The sequence below is a fragment of the Streptococcus oralis genome (genome assembly GCF_026782125.1).
Lineage (GTDB): Bacteria > Bacillota > Bacilli > Lactobacillales > Streptococcaceae > Streptococcus > Streptococcus oralis_CE.
In genome coordinates, this window is sequence record NZ_JAKUVY010000004.1 from 42325 (window position 1) to 65849 (window position 23525).

Sequence of the window (23525 nt, forward strand, 5' to 3'; positions counted from 1 at the left end):
AGTATATAACTTTTTATACAATTCATTCCTGAAGGATGATGGGGAAAATGCTATTGTCCCTTTAAAAGATATTTTCGATTATTCATTATAATGTGAGTGTCAAAACAAATATAAAGGAGAAATTCATGTACGATGAAAAATACGGTGTACCTAGAGATATCTATGCCAAAATCAAGATCATAGGCCTTCTTATCATAGATATTGCTTTTGTAGGAATTACTGGAGTAATCGCTTTGAGCGTTGGCTTAAAAATCTTTCCTAAAAGCCAATGGATACAGATGTTCGCATTCATTTTTTTAACACCAGTTCTGAGTTTGTATCTGGTGTTACCAGCTAACGGTGGCAAAAAGAATTGGCACAGCATGTTTCTGTTCTTCAGACGAAGAAGAAAACGTTATATCAGCTTAAATTACATCAGAAGGAGAAAACCATAATGGCGATTAAACAAATTAAATCCCCCAAAAATGAGAAACGTCCGCTGGGGCGTATTCAAGAAACGAAGAGACAAACGCAGGAATATTTTGATTTGCATTCTTGCGTTGAGTTGTTAGATGTAAAATCAATCATTCCAAACAGCCAGGCTTATATTCAGTTAGTTGATTATGGCTACTTGCAGCTGATGGAGATACCAGGTAAAGATTTAGGATCGATGTCTTATAACGAGGTTATGAGAACCATTGAAAATTTTGAAACCTGGTTGACTCGATTTGGATCGAATATCCAAGTGGAGACGACAACTTTACCAACAAATACAGATACGCAAATTTCTGACTTGCGCCATCATTTGGATTTAGTGCGACAAGAAATGTCTAAGTTATCAATAAATGATAGACGTTTTTTACAACTCAAGGATCGTGAAATTTGGCTTCAAAGCCAAATTAAAGTTGAAGAAAGCATCCGACAAGAAGTCTATAATACAGAGTTCATACTGTGGCTATTTGCGCCCACAACAACCGAATTGGACGAATTGGTTCGTAAGGCTAAAACCTATGGAAATAATGATTTTGTTCCACAAGATATCAGCTACAGGAAGAAAATTCAGATTATAAAGCAATACAACAATATGAATGAGAAAGTGTAGGAGAGATAGCATGCCTGATTTATCAAAACGTAGACAAAGACAATTAAAGAATGAAGGATATGACCTTGCTTTCCTTAGCCAGATTCAACCGCAAGGAAATATTGATTTTAAAAAGGATGATCGTTTCTGGATAAGTGGAGATGGATGCCATACGGTCTTACACTATTATGAGTATCCAACTGAAGGAATGGATCGTTTTTGGCTTTCTGAATTGTTGTTGCTTCCTGGAACACGTTCCTTCCTGTCACTGTACAAGGAGGATAATAGACAGCTTCAAAAAGAGATTGAGGACTCTATTGAAGAGAAGTCAACACGGATTACAAACAATAGCAAACTAACCAATAATCGGAAAGAACTAGATGAGATTGACAATCTTAATAAACTAAGCCGTGAAATTGATAAGCGGAATATAGCTATGTATGGGATGTATATTCGTGTCTTTGTGTTTGCATCAATCAAAGAAGAGTTATTCAAGAAGGTTGAAGAAGTCAAAGACAAAACGTCGAAATTCAAATCCACTATTCTGTCTGGAGAATTAGATTTTGAATACCATGCTCCATTTATTCCAGCCGAATATCAGATTGATTTGCCCAATCATCGAAGAGGGATACCGACTCCAGCTCACTCAATAGCTGGTGGATATTTCTTTAATCATACGAAGCTAGAAGATGAGAAAGGCTTCTATCTTGGATGGACTCCAACTAACGGAGCGGTAAATTTCAATTTTCTAGAACGTGACGAGAAAAGAACACGATCCTTTATGATCCTATCTGGAAATCCAAAGATGGGACAACGATCTTTTCTTATGAAACACACAGACGGTCTCTATGCGAAGGGGCATTATATTCGTAACTTTGATGCTACTGGCCAGTTTCTTGATCAGACACGAAAACAACATGGATTGATTCTTGATTTATCAGGTGAGGCTAACCGTATCAATATCTTCCAGGTATTTCCAACAGTGACCAATGAAGCAGGAACTGAAATCGATAAGAAGAAATCCTACAACCTTCATATCGAGAAACTGAAGAGTATCTATAAACTCCTGAATAATGAAGTGACAGGAGACGATTTAATCACATTTGGAACTCTCCTGAATGAGTTTTATATTGAGGGAAATATGTGGGCTCGAAATCCTTCATTGAATCCAGAAAAACTGAAAGCGACGGATATTGTGAAGGAAGAGTATCCTATTCTGTCTGATTTTATTTTGTTTGTTGATGCCTACAAACGTCGACTGGAACAAACTAGTACGGATAAAGCCGAACACAAGGCTGTTAAGCGTATTTACAACACGTTTAACGAACTATTGACAACAAACGCAGAAATTTTCGAGGGGACAACCAAATTTCAAGATATTTCTTCAGAGCAAGTTGTGACATTTGACTTCTCAGGTTTGAAGAACGCCCCTCATTTGTTAAATGTTCAAATATTCTCTGTTCTTTCACTTGTCTCGGCTGATATTGTCAATAACGGAAAACGCTGTAAGCAATTACTGAAGAGACGTCCTGACTTAACGGAGATGGATATGCAGCACTATATTGTCAATATTAGTGGGGCACAGACACTCATTGACCCTAAGCATGAAAGTAGTGTCAACCTTCTGGCTGATATGATTGATACAATGGGCGAAAACTTTGCTGGTGTTGTATTGTCTGTTAATTCACTGCGAGGGATTCTGTTTGAGACGGGGATTGGCACTCATAAGGATCCGTACGTAACGGCAGTCCAGAGGATTTTTGGTCTGATGCAATATAGAGTTTTTGCTCAGACGGACGAAACCAGTGTTCCTCTACTAGCTAACGCCTTATCTGGATCAATGAACCAGTCTGAACTAGAGACTTTGCCTCGTCTGAAGAAAGGACAGTTATTCATGAATATTGCAGGGGTAGGAAATCTGGTCTTTAACCAACAGCTGTTAGCCCCTGAAGTTGAGCGCTATGGCGGTATTGAGTAAGAAAGGAAGGTAAACCAGAATGGCCAAAAATAAACTAGGAATGATTGCCAGGACTAAGCAGAGATTTGATCAATACGTATTGATTCGTAAATATCGCATGCAACAAGAAAGAGATTATTTCGCTTCAGAGGGAGAATCTGATCCAAAACGCCTGGAAGCACAAAAAGAACGAGATAAGGAGTTTTTGAACGGTCTCAAGAAGATTGGAATAGGATTTATTGTATTTTTAGTTTTTTATGGAATTTTGCGAACAATATTAGGATTGTGGTAAATAAGCGAGGTATCCATGAAAAAAATATTTAAACTGAAGATCCTCATTCCTTTTGTGGCTCTCCTATTAATTATCAATGTTGGGATAACCATGTTAGTTGGGATAATGGGAGCTGTAACCAATAATGGAAGAAATGATTGTGGTGCTGTAGAAACAACATCTTCAACTGGCGACTCCACAGTTTCTTCAGCGGATGGTTCCATCGATGAATTTGTAAAAAAGCACAAGGAAGCCTATATCCTGTCTTGGAAGGCAGGAGGTTTCCTACCTTCAGCTTCTATCACTCAAACAATGATAGAGAATGGCTTCAATTTTACGAATCCTAATGGTACTTCCTTCTGGAAAGCTCACAATATGGGAGGTGTTAAAACCTCTAGTAAAAGTAATTTTCCAGTTACTCTTGCGACGTATGGTGAAGATAGTGTTGATTTAAGTGGGACAAAGCCTGGAGCGAATGTCGGAGACGGTACAGGAGGAGCTTATACTTGGTTCTCTAGCTACGATGCAGGGATCGTAGGGAAAGCTGAGTTTATGGCTCACCAGACACTCTATAAAGGGGCTATAAACAATACAAATGGTATTGCTAGCCTATCTGCTATAGCAGATGGTGGATGGGCCACAGATGGCACTTATAAGAGTAAACTAACTGATATGTACCAAAAACTAGGTACGAAGTATCAGTGGCTTGATAAGGAAGCTATTGCTGCTCATGGTGAGAAACCTTATGAAGGATCCAGTACACAAGATGTCAGTTCTTCAGATAGTGCGGTGTCTTCTTCAGCTGAAAACAGTGGATGTGGAGAATCAGGTAGCAGTACCGATGGAACGGGAACTGTCCCTTCAGATGCGACTGCGTGGGGGTATAAACCAGAAGACTTACCAGATAGTTTAAAATCATTCATTATTGATCCTAAGAGCTTAGGCATGGACTATGCTAAGTCTACAGGATGGTATAATCCTGGAAGCGACGAGTATGCTGGTCAATGTGTGAATCTTACAATTAGCATGGGAAATCACTTATGGGGCCATTCTGGATCCGTACAGGGCGATGGGAAAGATCAGGCGGCAGCATGGGCTGCAATATTTGGAAACTCAGTTAAGACTACACCTAAAAAAGGCGCTATTTTTTCTACACAGGTAGGGGGCGGAGGATATGGCCATACTGGTATTGTATGTCATGTTTTTGAGAATGGCTCCATCTTGTTTGTAGAGCAAAATACACCTCTGAGTGGTTGGGACCAGTTCAAAACTCCATATACATGGAATTATCGTATTTGGACTAAATCTCAACAGCAAGAACAGGTAATCTCTTTTGCTTATCCAGATGACAGAGAAGCTAAATTCAGTTCAAATTAAAAGGAGGAGATAAGATGATTGATTGGATAAAAGAGAATATGGTTGTATCGATTGTAGTAGGTATTCTATTAATTTTGGCAGGAATAGGGATTGTGTCGAGTTTCAGACCATCTCAACAAACCAAAATAGAGGAAACAGCTCAGGTGAGTTCTTCAGGATCTGCTCAAAACGAACCGTCTTCCAAAGAGGAAACAGCAGATGAAAAGCATTATCGGACAGCTAAGCTAAAACTAGAACGTCCCTATGCAGAGGCAGCACTGGAAGATAAAAAGGAAGTGTTAAAAGCCTTTGAAGAAGCAGTAGCAGATATAAAAAAGACGAAGTTTCTGCCAAATGTCAAGGGAACAATCGAGAATCATTTATCTATGACACAGAATGCGATGGTTCAAACCTTTGCGATGGCTCTTCTGACGAATCAGTATGATTTTCAACCTGAACAATTGGAAGTGATGCCAACTGAATCAGATGATGTGATTCAATTTTTAGTTGTTCTAACTAAAAATGGAGAAGAGAACAGCTATTTCGTTGGAAATTTCAATACTACGGTTCAACAAATCCAGCTAAAAGCCTATGTTGGTGGAAATATAGGTGGTACATACGGATAACAAGTTGCACAAAAAGTTATATAACTTTTTGTGCTTTTATATTGACAAATAAAGTTGTTTTAGTTATAATTAAGTATATAAAAAGTTATATAACAAAATATACAATTATCCAAGGAGGGAATCATGAAGATTCAGACTACAAATTTAGGAAAAGGTGGCGGTGGTAAGACTACAGATACCTTTAATGAAGGGGATTGGTTGGCACGTGTTAAGGGGCTTAGAACACTACTCATTGATGGAGCTTGGGAATGTAATTTGACAAGAACATTTGATGTAAAATGTGAGAAAACCGTCTATGATATATTTACGACTGGAGAGTATGAGATTGTTCCAATATCAGAAAATCTCAGTTTGATTTGTGGTGATGAGCGTTTGACAGATGAGCAGTTAGATCTTGCTAGTCGAAACAACAAGTATCTCCAGTTGTTTATGTGGTTTAGCGAACATTACGAAGAGTTAGAAGCACAATTTGATGTCATTCTGATTGATACGCACAATGATGAGAGTTTAGTTACAGCAAATTTTATAGCTGTATCAGATATTGTCTTGGCTGTTTCTGATGCCTCTCTTAATGGTTTTCGTGCCTGGTTATCTTTGAAAAATTTTGTAGACTTCATTAAGAGCGAAGCTATCGAAGTTATTACTAAGAAAAGCTATGTTAAAGCAGAACCTTATCTTATTGGAAATAAGATTAAGTACGTTGGAAACAATGTAACAGACACCTGTAAACAATTTTTAGAAGTTGTTGAAGAAGATCAGGCTTACTTGGGATCTATCCAGGAGAAAGAGCTCATGGCCAAGAGTCTTGTGATCAGTCAGAGTGTCTTTGAGCAGCATGAAGAGATGACAGCTAACCAACAAGAGACACATCAAAAGTTTTATGATAATATAAACTACGTATATGAAAATATTTTGAGTGTGTTAGAAGGAGAGGTAGCATGACAGAGAATCGATTCGCACAAGTAAAACAAACATTCCAAAGTACACCAAAGAGAGAAAAGACTCCTTCGTCTAGGAAACAAAATCAGGAGGCTAGAAAGTCTCCTGAAAGCTACAATAAAAAGCAACGTTTCCCTTTCTCTCTCCATCATAATGTTCGATACGATATGTTAGATGCTTTAGTAGAGCATCATGGTGAAAAATCAGCTTCATCTTATCTTGAGAATCTGATTATAAGAGAATGGGAAAAGATGGAGCGAAAGAAAAAATAGAGTTCCATAAGAAAGGAAATGTCTCATGGTTTATACAGGAATGCCGTATTCTAGTTGGAAAAGACAGTCGCGAACTATTGAAGAACTGGAGCATATTTTTTTGGAAAAAGAGGGAATGAAGCGAGAAAGAGAAAATGAGTTCATCCAGGAATGTATAGAGCGAGATCTAGAATTTGCAAAGAAACACTATCAGACAACTGGAAATATTACTTATAGTATTCCTGTTAATGATTTGCCAAAAGATTTCAATAATCTTGAAGTAAATCTTGAAGTGAATCTGTATAACCTCATTCATTATGTTTATTCTGATGATGAACTTAGATTTTTTTATAAGACATCTAAAATCAGCTTCATCTCAAATTTAACGGATGTTCTTAATATCTCTGAAGATATTGCATTACAGATCCATTCTTTATTGTCGGACGAAGACTATATTATAAAATCACTTCATGAAAGTTGGTTTAGATTATGTGAAGTCAATGAGAGAAACAGACTACTCAATAGTAAATATGGTTCTTATGATCCCTTTTATAAGACGGTTAGCAATTCCCTATTGGCGAAAATTGAAAAGTTAAAATCGAAGAGTAACTTTATAAGAAACTGGAGGAATAATCGTTTTTGGAAAAAGAAAGGATTATCTCGCGAAAGTATTTCAAAATTGTACTCACTTGTAAGTTTTTTCTACCTGGAACATGATTGGGATAGGATTGCTTATCAAAAATTATTTTGTTTCCAGGTACGAGGAGATAATAAATTTTAAAATATTACTGATGAAGTAGGAGGAATCTATGATGATTTTCATTGATATTAAAAGACTTGTTCAGCTGTTCTTTATTTTTATCGGAGCTATAGCAATCTATGTTTTCTATAAAACATTTGGACTTAGTATGGTGTTTATAATTGTTTTAGGGTTGGCCGTTTTAAAATTTGCTCCAGCTTTCCTTCCAGTTGTATTATTACTGTATTTGGGACTTCACTTTACAGGTGGTTTTTCCTTTATTGCAGATGGAATTGTGACGGTTTTATGGAGTATTATTTTGATTCCTATGGGGATAGCTACTATTGAAATGAGCAAATCCTATTTTAGTAAGAAAGAGAAACCCTGGTATGACAAATAAGAGTTTATCTGAAAAGATAGGCTCTTTTTTTGTCAGAATAAGGGATTATTTGAACATTCAGGTCAAAATTTATTAAAATAAGCGTAATTTTAATAAGGGAGGATTCTGAATGGCTTTCTTTGATGAGAGAGAACTAAAAAATCAATTGCTGTTCCAAAATGCAAAAGAATTTTATAAATTTGTTTCTAAGTATGATGAGGAGATGATTCCAGTCATGAAAGCAAAGGGCTATACCTGTATTCATTCTATGGAGCGAACTGTCGCCTTCACATTTGGAGAGTTTACTTTCAGAAGAAGACGTTGGAAAAAGGGAAATCATTGGGTTATTCCAGTAGATGAAAAGTTAGGACTTCAGAAGAACGTCCGCTTCTCCTGGGAATTTATGTATCAGGTTGCTAAATTATCTACTTTAATGCCATATGATAAAGTAACTCAGGTGATCCAATTGACTTATCACATCTCTATCACAAAGCCAATTGTAGTAAAAGCTGTAAAAATTTGTGAGAAGTTATTGGAGGAGAGAGAAGGCTATCGATATTATGAAGAGAATAAAGAAGTTCGCAAAAGAAAAGCTCAGGTTATTTATATTGAGGGTGATGGTGTGATGGTTAAAGCACGTGACACACAGAAGGATAATAAACATTATGATTTATCTCATTTTGTAGTCCATACGGGAAGCCAGAAAGTTGGCAGCAATCGATTTGAACTCCAGGACAAAAAAGAATTTATTGGCCTTGATAATCGCTTAGTGAGGGAGCAGGTGATCGATTATCTGTTCAATAATTACGAAATTACGAATCAGACTTTATTGATCACGAATTCTGATGGAGGTCATGGATATACACCCTATGTTTTCAAAGAGATTGCGAAGGTTCTGCGAATTAAACGCCACGAACATTTCTGGGATGAGTACCATGTAAATAAGGAGTTGAAGAATTATCTAAAATTTTACTCTGAGGATCTATTAGAGAGAGCTTTCCAGGCGATTAAGCAACATGATAAGCAGTTAATGAGAACTGTCCTAGATACGACCGAAAGTTATATCGAGACAGAAGAAGAACAAGAGTTATTTGAGAAGTTCAAAAGTAAAATATTGAGAAATTTCCAATACACTAAACCAGCCGAACAGAGAGGATTCAGTCATGCAGGAATCGGGATAATGGAGAGTCAGCATCGTAAGGTCACTTATAGAATGAAAAAAAGAGGAATGTATTGGACTCTTGCTGGAGCTGAAACGATGAGTCGGATAATTGTTTTGAATTATGAGGATTCCTTGAGAGAATTATTCTTTGGCAACTGGAGAGAGGATTATGAAAAATTTATTTCTTTGGAGGAAGTTTCTGCTTATACCATTAAAAAGAGAATGAGTAAAATGGATAAAGAAAATACATCTAGATATCAATGTTACCCTGATAGTAAAAGATTATCCTACTTCCGAAAACAATAGAAGTACATAATAAAGTATATAAAAAGTTATATAACAATAACCTTTGTAAAAAAAGGTCTTTTTGTGCTACAATCAAGCATAAAATACTTGCGCGGTGTGTAAAAATGTGTTATAATTTACTTAAATTAATCGAATAAAAAAAGACGAAAAGTGCGCTAACACTTCTCGCCTTACCGAGTAAGAACTCGTCCTTCTTACTCAGTCTTTAATTAATGATACCTGATAAGTGTATCAATGTCAAGACTGAGCAAGAAATTTGTTCAGTCTTTTTTTAAAACTCGGTGATGTTCTCCTAAAAAATGTATGAATTTAGGCGTTCTAAAAAATTCTACCGCATACAAAAATGAAAAATATCTTGACAATGAAGGAAAAATTGTGTTACAATAATAGACGGTACTTTTTACTTTTGGTCTCTCAAAAGTGTACAGGGACGTGCTGACAAATGTTGCAAAAGTACACACAGATGGTAGCTGTCACCAAGTGTATCATCACCAAAAATAAAAAAACACAGGAGAATGTAGATGCCTACAATTAACCAATTGGTTCGCAAACCGCGTAAATCAAAAGTAGAAAAATCTAAATCACCAGCTTTGAACGTTGGTTACAACAGTCATAAAAAAGTTCAAACAAACGTTTCTTCACCACAAAAACGTGGTGTTGCAACTCGTGTTGGAACAATGACACCTAAAAAACCTAACTCTGCCCTTCGTAAATTCGCTCGTGTACGTTTGAGCAACCTTATCGAAGTTACTGCCTACATCCCAGGTATCGGACACAACTTGCAAGAGCACAGCGTGGTGCTTCTTCGTGGTGGACGTGTAAAAGACCTTCCAGGGGTACGTTACCATATCGTCCGTGGTGCACTTGATACTGCAGGTGTTAACGATCGTAAACAAGGCCGTTCTAAATACGGTACTAAACGTCCAAAAGCATAAGGAAAGGGGATAAAGAGAAATGAGTCGTAAAAATAGAGCTCCAAAACGTGACGTATTGCCAGATCCGCTTTACAATTCACAACTAGTTACTCGTCTTATCAACCGCGTTATGCTTGATGGTAAACGTGGTACAGCTGCTTCAATCGTTTACGGTGCTTTTGAGCAAATCAAAGAAGCTACTGGCAACGATGCACTTGAAGTATTTGAAACAGCTATGGAAAACATAATGCCTGTACTTGAAGTACGTGCACGTCGTGTTGGTGGATCTAACTACCAAGTCCCAGTTGAAGTTCGTCCAGAACGTCGTACAACACTTGGACTTCGTTGGTTGGTAACCATCGCTCGCCTTCGTGGTGAACACACAATGCAAGACCGTCTTGCAAAAGAAATCTTGGATGCTGCGAACAACACTGGTGCAGCAGTTAAGAAACGTGAAGACACTCACCGTATGGCTGAAGCTAACCGTGCCTTCGCACACTTCCGTTGGTAATAAAATGATACTAAGAGCGGCAAAGGCCCAAGGCAAAAATAGGAAACTGGTGCAGTGTTCCGTGAACACAAAGCAGTTTATCTTTTTTGCACCGGGCCTCGCTCGGGTTCAAATCAGCTAACTTGAGCTTTTAGCTCGAGTTTAACTCAACTTACCAGCTCGTAAGTTGAAACCAACAAAAACAAGATAAACATTGAGAACGGGTAGGTCCTGCCTATCCGTTTTTATTAAAATCGTGTTATAATAGAATAGAAATTAAAATAAATAGGAGAAACAAACCTCATGGCACGCGAATTTTCACTTGAAAAAACTCGTAATATCGGTATCATGGCTCACGTCGATGCCGGTAAAACAACAACTACTGAGCGTATTCTTTACTACACTGGTAAAATCCACAAAATCGGTGAAACTCACGAAGGTGCGTCACAAATGGACTGGATGGAGCAAGAGCAAGAACGTGGTATCACTATCACATCTGCTGCGACAACAGCTCAATGGAACAACCACCGCGTAAACATCATCGACACACCAGGACACGTGGACTTCACAATCGAAGTACAACGTTCTCTTCGTGTATTGGACGGTGCGGTTACTGTTCTTGACTCACAATCAGGTGTTGAGCCTCAAACTGAAACAGTTTGGCGTCAAGCAACTGAGTACGGAGTTCCACGTATCGTATTTGCCAACAAAATGGACAAAATCGGTGCTGACTTCCTTTACTCAGTAAGCACACTTCACGACCGTCTTCAAGCAAACGCACACCCAATCCAATTGCCAATCGGTGCTGAAGATGACTTCCGCGGTATCATCGACTTGATCAAGATGAAAGCTGAAATCTATACTAACGACCTTGGTACAGATATCCTTGAAGAAGATATTCCAGCGGAATACCTTGACCAAGCTCAAGAATACCGTGAAAAATTGGTTGAAGCAGTCGCTGAAACTGATGAAGACTTGATGATGAAATATCTTGAAGGTGAAGAAATCACTAACGAAGAATTGAAAGCTGCTATCCGTAAAGCAACTATCAATGTTGAATTCTTCCCAGTATTGTGTGGTTCTGCCTTCAAGAACAAGGGTGTTCAATTGATGCTTGATGCGGTTATCGACTACCTTCCAAGCCCACTTGACATCCCAGCAATCAAAGGTATCAACCCAGATACAGATGAAGAAGAAACTCGCCCAGCATCTGATGATGAGCCATTCGCAGCTCTTGCCTTCAAGATCATGACGGACCCATTCGTAGGTCGTTTGACATTCTTCCGTGTATACTCAGGTGTTCTCCAATCAGGTTCTTACGTATTGAACACTTCTAAAGGTAAACGTGAACGTATCGGACGTATCCTTCAAATGCACGCTAACAGCCGTCAAGAAATTGACACTGTTTACTCAGGTGATATCGCAGCTGCCGTTGGTTTGAAAGATACAACAACTGGTGACTCATTGACAGATGAAAAAGCTAAAATCATCCTTGAGTCAATCAACGTTCCAGAACCAGTTATCCAATTGATGGTTGAGCCTAAATCTAAAGCAGACCAAGACAAGATGGGTATCGCTCTTCAAAAATTGGCTGAAGAAGATCCAACATTCCGCGTTGAAACAAACGTTGAAACTGGTGAAACAGTTATCTCTGGTATGGGTGAACTTCACCTTGACGTCCTTGTTGACCGTATGCGTCGTGAGTTCAAAGTGGAAGCAAACGTAGGTGCTCCTCAAGTATCTTATCGTGAAACATTCCGCGCTTCTACTCAAGCACGTGGATTCTTCAAACGTCAGTCTGGTGGTAAAGGTCAATTCGGTGATGTATGGATTGAATTTACTCCAAACGAAGAAGGTAAAGGATTCGAATTCGAAAACGCAATCGTCGGTGGTGTGGTTCCTCGTGAATTTATCCCAGCGGTTGAAAAAGGTTTGGTAGAATCTATGGCTAACGGTGTTCTTGCAGGTTACCCAATGGTTGACGTTAAAGCTAAGCTTTACGATGGTTCATACCACGATGTCGACTCATCTGAAACAGCCTTCAAGATCGCGGCTTCACTTGCCCTTAAAGAAGCTGCTAAATCAGCACAACCAGCTATCCTTGAGCCAATGATGCTTGTAACCATCACTGTTCCAGAAGAAAACCTTGGTGATGTTATGGGTCACGTGACTGCTCGTCGTGGACGTGTAGATGGTATGGAAGCACACGGTAACAGCCAAATCGTTCGTGCTTACGTTCCACTTGCTGAAATGTTCGGTTACGCAACAGTTCTTCGTTCTGCATCTCAAGGACGTGGTACATTCATGATGGTATTTGACCACTACGAAGATGTACCTAAGTCAGTACAAGAAGAAATCATTAAGAAAAATAAAGGTGAAGACTAATCAGTCCTCACTCTAGAAGGAAGTCACTTAGTGGCTTCCTTTTTTTATCTTTAACTATTCATTTTTGCTGAATATAGTATACGAATTTGATCGCTAAGTGAGAAAAATACTAATTCTATCCAGAAAGAAAATATTCTAATTTGATAAATTAAAATAAATAAAGGTTCCTAATTCCGTAGAAAAGTTAATAAAAATGAGGAAAAGATTCATAAATACACTTTTAGATAGAAAATTCAGAAAATTAACTCTTTTGCCTTGAAAATTTTTGAAAAAATGGTATGATAGTAACAAGCTATTTTTTTTAAGAGAAGAGAAAGGGGAACAATGGAGAAAATCAGTTTAGAATCTCCTAAGACGGGGTCGGACCTAGTTTTGGAAACACTTCGGGACTTAGGGATTGATACTATTTTTGGTTATCCTGGTGGTGCGGTCTTACCTTTGTATGATGCGATATACAATTTTAAAGGTATTCGCCACATCTTAGGACGCCATGAGCAAGGTTGTTTGCACGAAGCTGAAGGATATGCCAAATCAACTGGAAAGTTGGGCGTTGCCGTCGTCACGAGTGGACCGGGAGCAACAAATGCCATTACAGGGATTGCAGATGCCATGAGTGATAGCGTTCCCCTTTTGGTCTTTACAGGTCAGGTTGCGCGAGCTGGGATTGGGAAAGATGCCTTTCAAGAAGCAGACATCGTGGGGATTACCATGCCAATCACTAAGTACAATTACCAAGTTCGTGAGACAGCAGACATTCCTCGTATCATTACGGAAGCTGTCCATATCGCAACGACAGGACGTCCAGGTCCAGTTGTGATTGACTTGCCAAAGGATGTATCAGCTCTAGAGACAGATTTCATCTATTCACCAGAGGTGAATTTACCAAGTTACCAACCGACGCTTGATTCAAATGACATGCAAATCAAGAAAATCTTGAAGCAATTGTCAAAAGCCAAGAAACCGGTTTTGTTAGCAGGTGGTGGTATCAGCTATGCAGAAGCTTCTAAGGAGCTCAATGAATTTGCTGAACGTTACCAAATTCCAGTAGTCACTAGTCTTTTGGGGCAAGGTACCATTGCAACAAGCCATCCACTATTCCTCGGAATGGGAGGCATGCATGGTTCTTTCGCAGCCAACATTGCAATGACTGAAGCGGACTTTATGATTAGTATTGGTTGCCGTTTCGACGACCGATTGACTGGAAATCCTAAGACCTTTGCTAAAAATGCCAAGGTTGCTCATATCGATATTGATCCAGCTGAGATTGGCAAGATTATCAGTGCAGATATTCCTGTAGTGGGGGATGCTAAGAAAGCCTTGCAGATGTTGTTGGCAGAGCCAACTGTTCATAACAATACTGAAAAGTGGATTGAAAAAGTCACTAAAGACAAGAACCGCGTTCGTTCTTATGACAAGAAAGAACGTGTGGTTCAACCTCAGGCTGTTATTGAACGCATCGGTGAGTTGACGAATGGAGATGCCATTGTTGTAACTGACGTAGGGCAACACCAAATGTGGACAGCTCAGTATTATCCTTACCAAAATGAGCGTCAATTGGTCACTTCAGGTGGCCTGGGTACCATGGGCTTCGGAGTTCCTGCAGCTATTGGAGCCAAGATTGCCAATCCAGAAAAAGAGGTTATCCTTTTTGTCGGTGATGGTGGCTTCCAAATGACCAACCAAGAGCTAGCAATCCTAAACATCTACAAGGTGCCGATTAAGGTTGTCATGTTGAATAACCACTCACTAGGAATGGTTCGCCAGTGGCAGGAATCCTTCTATGAAGGTAGAACGTCAGAGTCAGTCTTTGATACACTTCCTGACTTCCAGCTGATGGCACAGGCTTACGGCATCAAAAACTATAAATTTGATAATCCAGAGACGATAGAGAAGGATCTAGAAGTAATTCTAGAGGATGTGCCCATGTTTATCGAGGTGGACATTTCTCGTAAGGAACAGGTCTTACCGATGGTACCAGCTGGTAAGAGCAATCATGAGATGTTGGGGGTGAAGTTCCATGCGTAGAATGTTAACAGCTAGATTGCAAAACCGTTCAGGAGTCTTGAATCGTTTTACAGGTGTCCTTTCTCGTCGTCAAGTCAATATTGAGAGTATCTCAGTTGGTGCGACGGAGAACCCCAATGTATCTCGCATCACCATCATTATTGATGTAGCTTCTCATGATGAAGTAGAGCAAATCATTAAACAGCTCAATCGTCAGATTGATGTGATTCGCATTCGAGATATCACAGATAAACCACACTTGGAAAGAGAAGTTATCTTGGTAAAGGTATCTGCTCCTGCTGAAAAGCGTGCAGAAATTTTGGCCATTATCCAACCTTTCCGTGCAACAGTAGTAGATGTGGCTCCAAGCTCAATCACCATCCAGATGACGGGAAATGCTGAAAAGAGTGAAGCTTTATTGCGAGTGATTCGACCATACGGTATTAAAAATATCGCTCGTACGGGTGCAACTGGATTTACCCGTGACTAATACTCTTTGATTTTCATTGAGTATAAAATCCAGCATAAATTTGTTAAACCAGCCTATAAGGCAATAAAAATAGAAAAGAGAGAAAAACTATGGCAGTTCAAATGGAATATGAAAAAGATGTTAAAGTAGCAGCGCTTGACGGTAAAAAAATCGCCGTAATCGGTTATGGTTCACAAGGACATGCGCATGCGCAAAACTTGCGTGACTCAGGTCGTGATGTCATCATCGGTGTGCGTCCAGGTAAATCTTTTGACAAAGCAAAAGAAGATGGTTTTGACACTTACACAGTAGCAGAAGCAACTAAATTGGCTGACGTTATCATGATCTTGGCACCAGACGAAATCCAACAAGAATTGTACGAAGCAGAAATTGCTCCAAACTTGGAAGCTGGAAATGCAGTTGGATTTGCTCATGGTTTCAATATCCACTTTGAATTTATCAAAGTTCCTGCAGATGTAGATGTCTTCATGTGTGCTCCTAAAGGACCAGGACACTTGGTACGTCGTACTTACGAAGAAGGATTTGGTGTGCCAGCTCTTTACGCAGTTTACCAAGATGCAACAGGAAATGCTAAAAACATTGCTATGGACTGGTGTAAAGGTGTTGGGGCAGCTCGTGTTGGTTTGCTTGAAACAACTTACAAAGAAGAAACTGAAGAAGATTTGTTTGGTGAACAAGCTGTACTTTGTGGTGGTTTGACTGCCCTTATCGAAGCAGGTTTTGAAGTCTTGACAGAAGCAGGCTATGCCCCAGAATTGGCTTACTTTGAAGTTCTTCATGAAATGAAGTTGATCGTTGACTTGATCTATGAAGGTGGATTCAAGAAAATGCGTCAATCTATTTCAAACACTGCTGAATATGGTGACTATGTATCAGGTCCACGTGTGATTACTGAGCAAGTTAAAGAAAACATGAAAGCTGTTTTAGCAGATATCCAAAATGGTAAATTTGCAAATGACTTTGTAAATGACTACAAGGCTGGTCGTCCGAAATTAACTGCTTACCGTGAACAAGCGGCTAACCTTGAAATTGAAAAAGTTGGTGCAGAATTGCGTAAAGCAATGCCTTTCGTTGGTAAAAACGACGACGACGCATTCAAAATCTACAATTAATTCTTGTAAAGAGAGATAGAAGGCGAGTTGGGGGTACCTAACTCGTTTTTTATCTTGAACAGTATTTGAGGAGGAGACAATGCTAAGTGCAAAAGATGTGGTGAAAGCCCACAAAGTTTTGAGTGGTGTAGTAGTTGATACACCACTAGAATATGATCATTATTTATCAGAAAAATACCAAGCAAAAATTTATCTCAAAAAGGAGAATGCGCAACGAGTTCGCTCTTTTAAAATTCGTGGAGCCTATTATGCTATTTCTCAACTATCAAAAGAAGAACGTGAGCGTGGTGTAGTCTGTGCCTCTGCGGGAAATCACGCTCAAGGTGTCGCCTATACTTGTAACGAGATGAAGATTCCTGCAACGATCTTTATGCCCATCACAACACCGCAACAAAAGATTGGGCAGGTTCGCTTTTTTGGTGGAGAGTTCGTGACAATCAAGTTGGTAGGGGATACCTTTGATGCTTCTGCTAAGGCAGCACAAGAATTTACATTGACAGAAAACCGCACCTTCATCGATCCTTTTGATGATGCTCATGTTCAGGCTGGTCAAGGGACTGTAGCCTATGAAATTCTTGAAGAAGCCCGTAAAGAGTCTATTGATTTTGATACAGTACTTGTACCAGTAGGTGGTGGCGGATTGATTGCAGGCGTTTCAACTTACATCAAGGAAACCAACCCGACTATTGAAGTGATCGGGGTAGAAGCTAATGGTGCTCGCTCTATGAAAGCTGCCTTTGAAGCTGGAGGACCAGTTAAGCTCAAAGAAATTGATAAGTTCGCTGATGGGATAGCCGTACAGAAAGTTGGACAATTAACCTATGAAGCGACTCGTAAGAATGTTGAAACGCTAATTGGGGTGGACGAAGGATTGATTTCTGAAACCTTGATTGATCTTTATTCCAAGCAAGGAATTGTAGCAGAACCAGCCGGAGCTGCCAGCGTTGCAGCCTTGGAAGTTTTATCAGACTATATCAAAGGCAAGACGATTTGTTGTATCATTTCTGGAGGAAATAACGATATCAACCGTATGCCAGAGATGGAAGAACGTGCCTTGATTTACGATGGAATCAAGCATTACTTTGTAGTGAATTTCCCACAACGTCCAGGAGCTCTACGAGAGTTTGTAAATGACATTTTGGGTCCAAATGATGACATCACTCGTTTTGAATACATCAAACGAGCAAGCAAGGGGACAGGCCCTGTATTGATTGGGGTAGCTCTTGCCAATAAGCATGATTATGCTGGATTGATTCATCGAATGGAAAAGTTTGACCCATCTTATATTAATTTGAATGGGAACGAAACGTTGTATAATATGTTAGTTTAAGCTAAAATAAAATTATTATCATATTATTTGCGTAATGGTAATGATGGTGCTATAATGAGGGTGACGAAAGGGGGAGATTCCCATGGTTTTACAAATTTTACTTATTTTATTGTTTTTAGTGGTGATTGCATCAGTGATTATGGTTAGTTCTGTGTATGTGGTTCGACAACAATCTGTCGCTATCATAGAACGCTTTGGTAAATACCAAAAGTTGAGCAATAGTGGTATTCATTTACGAGCTCCTTTTGGGATTGATAGGATTGCGGCAAGAGTTCAACTACGCTTGTTGCAAAGTGAGATTGTTGTAGAGACAAAGACGCAAGATAATGTATTTGTAACGATGAATGTAGCAACTCAGTATCGAGTAAATGAAAACAATGTCACAGATGCTTATTATAAATTGATGCGTCCAGAAGCCCAAATTAAATCCTATATTGAGGATGCTTTGCGTTCATCCGTACCAAAGCTAACCCTAGATGAGTTGTTTGAGAAGAAGGATGAAATCGCCTTAGAAGTTCAAAAACAAGTGGCTGAAGAAATGTCTACGTATGGGTATATCATTGTCAAAACGCTGATTACTAAGGTTGAACCTGATGCTGAAGTAAAACAATCAATGAATGAAATTAACGCGGCTCAACGTAAGAGAGTTGCGGCGCAAGAGCTTGCTGAAGCAGATAAGATTAAAATCGTGACCGCAGCAGAAGCTGAAGCAGAAAAAGATCGCCTACATGGTGTAGGGATTGCAGAGCAGCGTAAAGCAATTGTTGACGGACTAGCTGATTCTATCCAAGAGTTAAAGGGAGCCAATGTTGAGCTAACTGAAGAACAAATCATGTCTATCCTATTAACGAACCAGTATTTAGATACGTTGAATAATTTTGCAGATAAAGAGGGTAATAATACAATCTTCCTACCAGCAAATCCTAATGGAGTTGAGGACATAAGAACTCATATATTATCGGCTTTAAAAGCCAAATAAAAATATGCAGAATAATATAGTTACGACGAATATATGTTTTTTTATTGACAAACGAAATAAAAACGTATACAATTAAGTATTGTAAAGAATAATTTAGGAGAAGAACATGGCTAAGTCGAACTTTGAAAAAGTAGAAGCAGTTGTTGGCTGGGTTCGTGATAAGAAAATCACAGGCTACCGTATCTCTAAAGAAACGAATGCGCGTGAAATGTCTATCATTGCTCTAGCACAAGGACGCGCAAAAGTTAAAAATATTTCATTTGAAACAGCTCTTGGTTTAATCGATTTCTATGAAAAAAATCATGAAAAATTTGAAGATTAAACTGTGGTCACAGGCAGATTCCTGAATCGAGTCTGCCTTTTTCTTTACAAATACAAACTAAAAAGACTGCATTCCTTATGCAGTCTTTGTTTATTAGCTGAGATAACGTTGAAGAAATTCTTTTGTCCGTTCTTCTTTAGGGTTCGTGAAGAGGTCTTCTGGTTTGCCTTCTTCAGCAATGACGCCCTTATCCATAAAGATGACACGGTGAGAGACATCGCGGGCGAACTCCATTTCGTGGGTTACGACGATCATGGTCAAGCCTTCTTGAGCCAAATCCTGCATAATTTTGAGGACTTCTCCAACCATTTCAGGGTCAAGGGCAGATGTTGGTTCGTCGAAGAGAATGGCATCAGGATTCATGGAGAGAGCGCGGGCGATAGCCACGCGTTGTTTTTGACCCCCCGAGAGTTGTTTAGGCTTGGCTTGCCAGTAACGTTCTCCCATACCAACTTTTTCGAGATTCTCTTTGGCAATTTTTTCAGCTTCAGAGTGGTCGCGTTTGAGGACAGTCGTTTGGGCAACGATAGTATTTTCAAGGACATTCAGATTTTCAAAGAGATTGAAAGATTGGAAAACCATACCGAGCTTTTCACGATAATGGGTGAGGTTATAGCCTTTTTCTAAGACATTTTCTCCTCGATAGAGAATCTCTCCCTCTGTAGGTGTTTCTAGTAAATTAATTGAACGAAGGAAGGTTGATTTTCCGCTTCCAGAGCTCCCGATGATGGAAATAACCTCTCCTTTATGGACGGTGAGAGAAATGTCTTTTAGCACTTCGTTTTGCCCATAGGATTTTTTGAGGTGTTTGATTTCAAGGATTGGTTGTGTCATTTTTTCAAATCCTCCGTTTGCATTTGGTTAGCACCTGTAGTGTAAGTATCCATGTCCATACGATGTTCGATGAAGCGTAGGATACGGGTCACAGTAAAGGTGAGGACAAAGTAAATCACGGCGATGATGGTAAAGGTCTGGAAGTATTGATAGGTTTGTGTTGCTACAGTATTTCCTGAGAAATAAAGCTCAACAACTGAAATAACGTTCAATACAGAGGTATCTTTGATATTGATGACAAACTCATTACCAGTCGCAGGTAGAATATTACGGACAACCTGAGGTAGGACAATCTTACGCATGGTTTGATTGTGGGTCATACCAAGAGCAGTTGCAGCTTCAAACTGTCCTTTGTCAACTGCTAGAATACCACCACGAACGATCTCTGTCATGTAGGCACCTGTGTTGATTGAGACGATGAAGATAGCGGCTAGTGTGCGGTCAAGGTTGATACCGAAAGCTTGAGCAGTTCCATAGTAGATAACCATAGATTGAACAATCATCGGTGTACCACGGAAGATCTCGATATAGACATTGAGAATCCAACCGACTAGTTTCTGTAGGGCGTACATTGCCTTGTTCTCAGATAGTGGAGCGGTACGGAAGACCCCGATTGCAAGTCCGATAAGGAGACCTGTGATGGTTCCGATAATGGAGATTAGGAGTGTGATACCAGCACCACGCAAGAGTTGTTGCCAGTTTTCAGAAAGGATCTTAGCGACTTGGCTAAAGAAACTACTTTCTTCCTCTGTTGTTGTAGACTCCACAGGTTGCTCTTTGATCATACGATCCATGAGGGCTACTTGTTCATCCTTAGAGATGGTTTCGATGCTCGCATTGATTTGGCTGATGCGATTGTCATCTTTACGAAGTCCAATGGCAATAGCTGTATCTTCTTCGCCAGTTTTGAAACCTGGTTGGGGTTGGATCATTTTGAACTTAGCGTTGGCAGACTCAGCGGTCAGTGCTTCAGGTCGTTCAGAAACATAGGCATCAATGACACCAGCCTCCAGAGCTTGACGCATCTGAGCGAAGTCACCCATAGCTGTTTCTTTTTTGGCACCTGGAATTTGGGAAATCAGGTCATAAAGGTAAACACCTTGTTGAGAAGTGATTTTTGCTCCGTTAAAGTCTTCCAAAGACTTGGCATTCGCATAGGCAGAGTCCTTTTTTACCAATAGAACTGGTTCGCTAGTATAGTAACTGCTTGAAAAAGCAATTTCTTGTTTGCGTTCAGCGGTTGGGCTCATACCGGCTATGATCATATCGATTTTGCCAGAAGTAAGGGCTGGAACAAGTCCTTCCCATTTGGTTTTCACGACCAATGGTTCCTTGCCTAGGTCTTTGGCAATCTTTTTAGCAATTTGAACATCGTAGCCGTTGGCATATTGGTTGGTGCCGTCGATTTTGACGGCGCCGTTACTATCGTCGTCTTGGGTCCAGTTGAAGGGAGCGTAAGCTGCCTCCATTCCGATGCGTAAATATTCGTCGGCTTGGACTTGGCTAACTAGTCCTAAGCTAAGGGCTAGGCTAGCAAGGATAGATAAGCATAATTTTTTCATGTTTTCTCCTATTTCTAGTCTAAAAATGACTCTCTCTATTGTATCTAAAAATAGTGAGATTTTCAATACAAGTAAGCCTTTACTTATAAAAAATGATATAATGGTAAAAAGATTGAAAGGGAACCGATTATGAAAAAAAGATGGCTGTTGGCTTTGGTATTTGCTTATTTATTATTTATACCGAGCCTGGTTTTTGCAGTAGACTTTGATATCTTATCCTATCAGGGTGATTTGAATATTCATGCAGATAATACTGCAATTTTTAAGGAAACAATTACCTACCGCTTTGAAGATGATTATAATGGTCAGTTAGTTGGACTCGGAAAAGCTGGGAAAATGCCAGAAGGATTTGACATTGATCCAGACCCAACTGTTCAGGTCTCTAAAAATGGAAGAATTGTTCAAAATGCTTCCTTCTATACTATGGAGGAAGAGGATGGCTACAAGGTAAAAATTTATAATGCTGGCTATGCCGGAGATACTGTTCGGGTAACGGTTACCTGGAAACTAACAAACCTTCTCTTCTTATATAAGGATATCGCAGAGTTAAATTGGCAGCCCTTGACAGATAGTACTGGAGATATCAAAGAGATTGAGTTTAAGGTTAGCTCTGATACTCCAGCAGAAAAACTCTATTTTCATGCAGGCCAACTCCTAAGGGACTCTAGTGTTGAAAAAGCAAATAATCTCTATCATGTAAAGATGAAAGATCTTCCTAGAAAGAGACAAATCGAATTACACGCATACTGGCCGAGAAGTGTTTTTGCAGGAGCTCCAGATCAAGGATTAGAGGAAGAACGTTTAACCGATTTTAACCGGATTGAAAGCAATATAGCGACAGAAAAAGCGCAAAGTGAGATTCTGATGAAATGGGTCTTCCCGGTCATTTTTGTGAGTCTCTTGCTTCCAATTCCTATCTTTTATAGAATGTTTCGTCAGAGTACAAGCATTAAAAAGGTCTTTCCAAAAGATCACAGGCTTTATGAGCCACCGATGGATTTGCCTCCAATGGTTTTAGCAGAAGCAGTGTATTCAACTTCCTTAGAGGAAGTCAATCCCCTAAACAAATCAGGGTTTGGTAAATTTACTTTTGAACGTTTGATTCAGGCAACCTTGTTGGATTTAGTAGATCGAGGCCATTTATCTATTTTCCAAGGGGATGAGGAACCTTATGTGCGCATTATCAGTGAAAAGGGGTTGTCCAATTTTGAGAAGGAATGTCTGCGCATGACTTTGTCAAACAAGAAAGAATTGGCTATTTCAGAGCTCTTCCCTGATTACCAAGTTTCATCTTCCCTTTACCGTGGTGCCAAAGAGTCAGATGAAAAACATATCCGAGAAACAGGCTCGCGTCTCAAACGCTCCTTTGAAGGAAGACTTCAACGCATTCAGTCTTGTGTCAAGGATAAGGTCCATGTACTTCGTATTCCCAGCTATTATCGTCCCTTGACAAGCGGGGAACGTCGCCTTGCTCTCGGGATGCGAGTTTGTTCAGCCATAACAGCTCTAGGTGGACTGCTATTCTTTTACTATAGTTGGCAGACTCACGGTTTCTTCTCAATTCCTTTCCTTCTCTTGGGGTTGACAGGGCTGATAGCAAGTTTTTGGGTTCATTTTGCGATGCGAGGCGCCTATCGTGATGGAGTTCTAACAGAGGAAGGAGCGGAAATCTTCTATCTCTGGACTAGTTTTGAAAATATGCTTCGTGATATCGCTCATCTGGATCAGGCAGAACTGGAGAGTATCGTTGTTTGGAATCGTCTACTGGTCTATGCGACTCTCTTTGGTTATGCCAAGAAGGTGAGCAAGTTAATGAAAGTCCGCCATATTCAGCTTGATAATCCAGATTTGAATCTTTATGTAGCCTATGGTTGGCACACACAGTTCCATGCTTCAACTGCACAAATCAAGCAATACACAGCTGTTGCAAATACAGCTAGCAACTACTCGGTATCTTCTGGAAGTGGAAGTTCGGGTGGAGGATTCTCAGGAGGTGGTGGCGGTGGCAGCATCGGCGCCTTCTAGAAAAAATCTATCGCAACATACGAAATTATGCT

General features: G+C 39.7%; 23 protein-coding genes. 21 read left to right on the forward strand and 2 right to left on the reverse strand.

The features are described 5' to 3' along the window. Positions 1-125: 125 nt before the first annotated feature. The 20 genes from MK385_RS04575 (at position 126) to MK385_RS04670 (ending at position 19072) form a co-directional block, all read left to right on the forward strand. Positions 126-434, forward strand: coding sequence for a DUF5592 family protein (locus MK385_RS04575; protein WP_268723543.1), 309 nt, complete (start codon positions 126-128; stop codon positions 432-434). Beyond that, a complete protein-coding gene (locus MK385_RS04580) occupies positions 434-1081 on the forward strand; it encodes a hypothetical protein (RefSeq protein ID WP_268723544.1) in 648 nt (215 codons plus the stop codon). Before MK385_RS04575 ends, MK385_RS04580 begins: the two co-directional genes overlap by 1 nt. A gap of 10 nt (positions 1082-1091) precedes the next feature. Continuing rightward, positions 1092-3038: a hypothetical protein gene (locus MK385_RS04585; protein WP_001113074.1), complete on the forward strand. Its 1947-nt coding sequence runs from the start codon at positions 1092-1094 to the stop codon at positions 3036-3038. Positions 3039-3057: 19 nt separating this feature from the next. After that, a complete protein-coding gene (locus MK385_RS04590; RefSeq protein ID WP_001107251.1) occupies positions 3058-3309 on the forward strand; it encodes a hypothetical protein in 252 nt (83 codons plus the stop codon). A gap of 15 nt (positions 3310-3324) precedes the next feature. Continuing rightward, the gene (locus MK385_RS04595) at positions 3325-4665 is read left to right on the forward strand and encodes a CHAP domain-containing protein (RefSeq protein ID WP_268725405.1); all 1341 of its coding nucleotides are present in this window, start codon (positions 3325-3327) and stop codon (positions 4663-4665) included. A gap of 14 nt (positions 4666-4679) precedes the next feature. Then, the gene (locus tag MK385_RS04600; protein WP_268725406.1) at positions 4680-5270 is read left to right on the forward strand and encodes a hypothetical protein; all 591 of its coding nucleotides are present in this window, start codon (positions 4680-4682) and stop codon (positions 5268-5270) included. A gap of 123 nt (positions 5271-5393) precedes the next feature. After that, the gene (locus MK385_RS04605; RefSeq protein WP_000701737.1) at positions 5394-6212 is read left to right on the forward strand and encodes a ParA family protein; all 819 of its coding nucleotides are present in this window, start codon (positions 5394-5396) and stop codon (positions 6210-6212) included. Next, positions 6209-6481, forward strand: coding sequence for a hypothetical protein (locus MK385_RS04610; RefSeq protein ID WP_084943735.1), 273 nt, complete (start codon positions 6209-6211; stop codon positions 6479-6481). The genes MK385_RS04605 and MK385_RS04610 overlap by 4 nt, the downstream gene beginning before the upstream one ends. Before the next feature lie 25 nt (positions 6482-6506). Then, positions 6507-7241 (forward strand): hypothetical protein, encoded by a 735-nt coding sequence (locus MK385_RS04615; protein ID WP_268725407.1) that lies wholly within the window; start codon positions 6507-6509, stop codon positions 7239-7241. 28 nt (positions 7242-7269) lie between these two features. After that, positions 7270-7599 carry a hypothetical protein gene (locus MK385_RS04620; RefSeq protein WP_000972579.1) on the forward strand — a complete coding sequence of 110 codons (330 nt, stop codon included), beginning with the start codon at positions 7270-7272 and terminating at the stop codon, positions 7597-7599. A 109-nt stretch (positions 7600-7708) separates the two neighbouring features. Further along, complete coding sequence (locus tag MK385_RS04625; RefSeq protein ID WP_268725408.1) at positions 7709-9046, forward strand: ISLre2 family transposase; 1338 nt, start codon at positions 7709-7711, stop codon at positions 9044-9046. Between the two features lie 521 nt (positions 9047-9567). Then, positions 9568-9981, forward strand: coding sequence for a 30S ribosomal protein S12 (gene rpsL / locus MK385_RS04630; RefSeq protein ID WP_001142332.1), 414 nt, complete (start codon positions 9568-9570; stop codon positions 9979-9981). A 19-nt stretch (positions 9982-10000) separates the two neighbouring features. Next, positions 10001-10471, forward strand: coding sequence for a 30S ribosomal protein S7 (gene rpsG, locus MK385_RS04635; RefSeq protein WP_000087873.1), 471 nt, complete (start codon positions 10001-10003; stop codon positions 10469-10471). A 282-nt stretch (positions 10472-10753) separates the two neighbouring features. Continuing rightward, positions 10754-12835, forward strand: coding sequence for an elongation factor G (gene fusA, locus MK385_RS04640; RefSeq protein WP_000090335.1), 2082 nt, complete (start codon positions 10754-10756; stop codon positions 12833-12835). A gap of 324 nt (positions 12836-13159) precedes the next feature. After that, positions 13160-14860, forward strand: a complete 1701-nt coding sequence (locus tag MK385_RS04645; RefSeq protein WP_268725409.1) for an acetolactate synthase large subunit — start codon at positions 13160-13162, stop codon at positions 14858-14860. Continuing rightward, a complete protein-coding gene (gene ilvN / locus MK385_RS04650; protein WP_001253813.1) occupies positions 14853-15329 on the forward strand; it encodes an acetolactate synthase small subunit in 477 nt (158 codons plus the stop codon). Before MK385_RS04645 ends, ilvN begins: the two co-directional genes overlap by 8 nt. An 89-nt stretch (positions 15330-15418) precedes the next feature. Further along, positions 15419-16441, forward strand: a complete 1023-nt coding sequence (gene ilvC / locus MK385_RS04655) for a ketol-acid reductoisomerase (RefSeq protein WP_000290683.1) — start codon at positions 15419-15421, stop codon at positions 16439-16441. Positions 16442-16520: 79 nt separating this feature from the next. Beyond that, positions 16521-17771 (forward strand): threonine ammonia-lyase IlvA, encoded by a 1251-nt coding sequence (gene ilvA / locus MK385_RS04660; protein ID WP_000947300.1) that lies wholly within the window; start codon positions 16521-16523, stop codon positions 17769-17771. An 82-nt stretch (positions 17772-17853) separates the two neighbouring features. Then, the gene (locus MK385_RS04665) at positions 17854-18750 is read left to right on the forward strand and encodes an SPFH domain-containing protein (RefSeq protein WP_049505399.1); all 897 of its coding nucleotides are present in this window, start codon (positions 17854-17856) and stop codon (positions 18748-18750) included. A gap of 106 nt (positions 18751-18856) precedes the next feature. After that, a complete protein-coding gene (locus MK385_RS04670; RefSeq protein WP_001130031.1) occupies positions 18857-19072 on the forward strand; it encodes a capsule biosynthesis transcriptional regulator in 216 nt (71 codons plus the stop codon). Positions 19073-19165: 93 nt separating this feature from the next. Here MK385_RS04670 and MK385_RS04675 read toward each other — a convergent pair whose 3' ends face one another. After that, a complete protein-coding gene (locus tag MK385_RS04675) occupies positions 19166-19906 on the reverse strand; it encodes an amino acid ABC transporter ATP-binding protein (protein ID WP_000193351.1) in 741 nt (246 codons plus the stop codon). Continuing rightward, positions 19903-21468, reverse strand: coding sequence for an ABC transporter substrate-binding protein/permease (locus MK385_RS04680; protein WP_268725410.1), 1566 nt, complete (start codon positions 21466-21468; stop codon positions 19903-19905). Before MK385_RS04680 ends, MK385_RS04675 begins: the two co-directional genes overlap by 4 nt. A gap of 129 nt (positions 21469-21597) precedes the next feature. Between MK385_RS04680 and MK385_RS04685 the strand changes: the two genes are divergently transcribed. Beyond that, a complete protein-coding gene (locus MK385_RS04685) occupies positions 21598-23493 on the forward strand; it encodes a DUF2207 domain-containing protein (RefSeq protein WP_268725411.1) in 1896 nt (631 codons plus the stop codon). The last annotated feature ends 32 nt before the right edge of the window (positions 23494-23525 follow it).

What these genes read in the sequence shown, in the direction of transcription:
- MK385_RS04575 (WP_268723543.1), top strand. Translation starts at nt 126, where the DNA reads ATGTACGATGAAAAATACGGTGTACCTAGAGATATCTATGCCAAAATC.
- MK385_RS04580 (WP_268723544.1), top strand. Translation starts at nt 434, where the DNA reads ATGGCGATTAAACAAATTAAATCCCCCAAAAATGAGAAACGTCCGCTG.
- MK385_RS04585 (WP_001113074.1), top strand. Translation starts at nt 1,092, where the DNA reads ATGCCTGATTTATCAAAACGTAGACAAAGACAATTAAAGAATGAAGGA.
- MK385_RS04590 (WP_001107251.1), top strand. Translation starts at nt 3,058, where the DNA reads ATGGCCAAAAATAAACTAGGAATGATTGCCAGGACTAAGCAGAGATTT.
- MK385_RS04595 (WP_268725405.1), top strand. Translation starts at nt 3,325, where the DNA reads ATGAAAAAAATATTTAAACTGAAGATCCTCATTCCTTTTGTGGCTCTC.
- MK385_RS04600 (WP_268725406.1), top strand. Translation starts at nt 4,680, where the DNA reads ATGATTGATTGGATAAAAGAGAATATGGTTGTATCGATTGTAGTAGGT.
- MK385_RS04605 (WP_000701737.1), top strand. Translation starts at nt 5,394, where the DNA reads ATGAAGATTCAGACTACAAATTTAGGAAAAGGTGGCGGTGGTAAGACT.
- MK385_RS04610 (WP_084943735.1), top strand. Translation starts at nt 6,209, where the DNA reads ATGACAGAGAATCGATTCGCACAAGTAAAACAAACATTCCAAAGTACA.
- MK385_RS04615 (WP_268725407.1), top strand. Translation starts at nt 6,507, where the DNA reads ATGGTTTATACAGGAATGCCGTATTCTAGTTGGAAAAGACAGTCGCGA.
- MK385_RS04620 (WP_000972579.1), top strand. Translation starts at nt 7,270, where the DNA reads ATGATGATTTTCATTGATATTAAAAGACTTGTTCAGCTGTTCTTTATT.
- MK385_RS04625 (WP_268725408.1), top strand. Translation starts at nt 7,709, where the DNA reads ATGGCTTTCTTTGATGAGAGAGAACTAAAAAATCAATTGCTGTTCCAA.
- rpsL (WP_001142332.1), top strand. Translation starts at nt 9,568, where the DNA reads ATGCCTACAATTAACCAATTGGTTCGCAAACCGCGTAAATCAAAAGTA.
- rpsG (WP_000087873.1), top strand. Translation starts at nt 10,001, where the DNA reads ATGAGTCGTAAAAATAGAGCTCCAAAACGTGACGTATTGCCAGATCCG.
- fusA (WP_000090335.1), top strand. Translation starts at nt 10,754, where the DNA reads ATGGCACGCGAATTTTCACTTGAAAAAACTCGTAATATCGGTATCATG.
- MK385_RS04645 (WP_268725409.1), top strand. Translation starts at nt 13,160, where the DNA reads ATGGAGAAAATCAGTTTAGAATCTCCTAAGACGGGGTCGGACCTAGTT.
- ilvN (WP_001253813.1), top strand. Translation starts at nt 14,853, where the DNA reads ATGCGTAGAATGTTAACAGCTAGATTGCAAAACCGTTCAGGAGTCTTG.
- ilvC (WP_000290683.1), top strand. Translation starts at nt 15,419, where the DNA reads ATGGCAGTTCAAATGGAATATGAAAAAGATGTTAAAGTAGCAGCGCTT.
- ilvA (WP_000947300.1), top strand. Translation starts at nt 16,521, where the DNA reads ATGCTAAGTGCAAAAGATGTGGTGAAAGCCCACAAAGTTTTGAGTGGT.
- MK385_RS04665 (WP_049505399.1), top strand. Translation starts at nt 17,854, where the DNA reads ATGGTTTTACAAATTTTACTTATTTTATTGTTTTTAGTGGTGATTGCA.
- MK385_RS04670 (WP_001130031.1), top strand. Translation starts at nt 18,857, where the DNA reads ATGGCTAAGTCGAACTTTGAAAAAGTAGAAGCAGTTGTTGGCTGGGTT.
- MK385_RS04675 (WP_000193351.1), bottom strand. Translation starts at nt 19,906, where the DNA reads ATGACACAACCAATCCTTGAAATCAAACACCTCAAAAAATCCTATGGG.
- MK385_RS04680 (WP_268725410.1), bottom strand. Translation starts at nt 21,468, where the DNA reads ATGAAAAAATTATGCTTATCTATCCTTGCTAGCCTAGCCCTTAGCTTA.
- MK385_RS04685 (WP_268725411.1), top strand. Translation starts at nt 21,598, where the DNA reads ATGAAAAAAAGATGGCTGTTGGCTTTGGTATTTGCTTATTTATTATTT.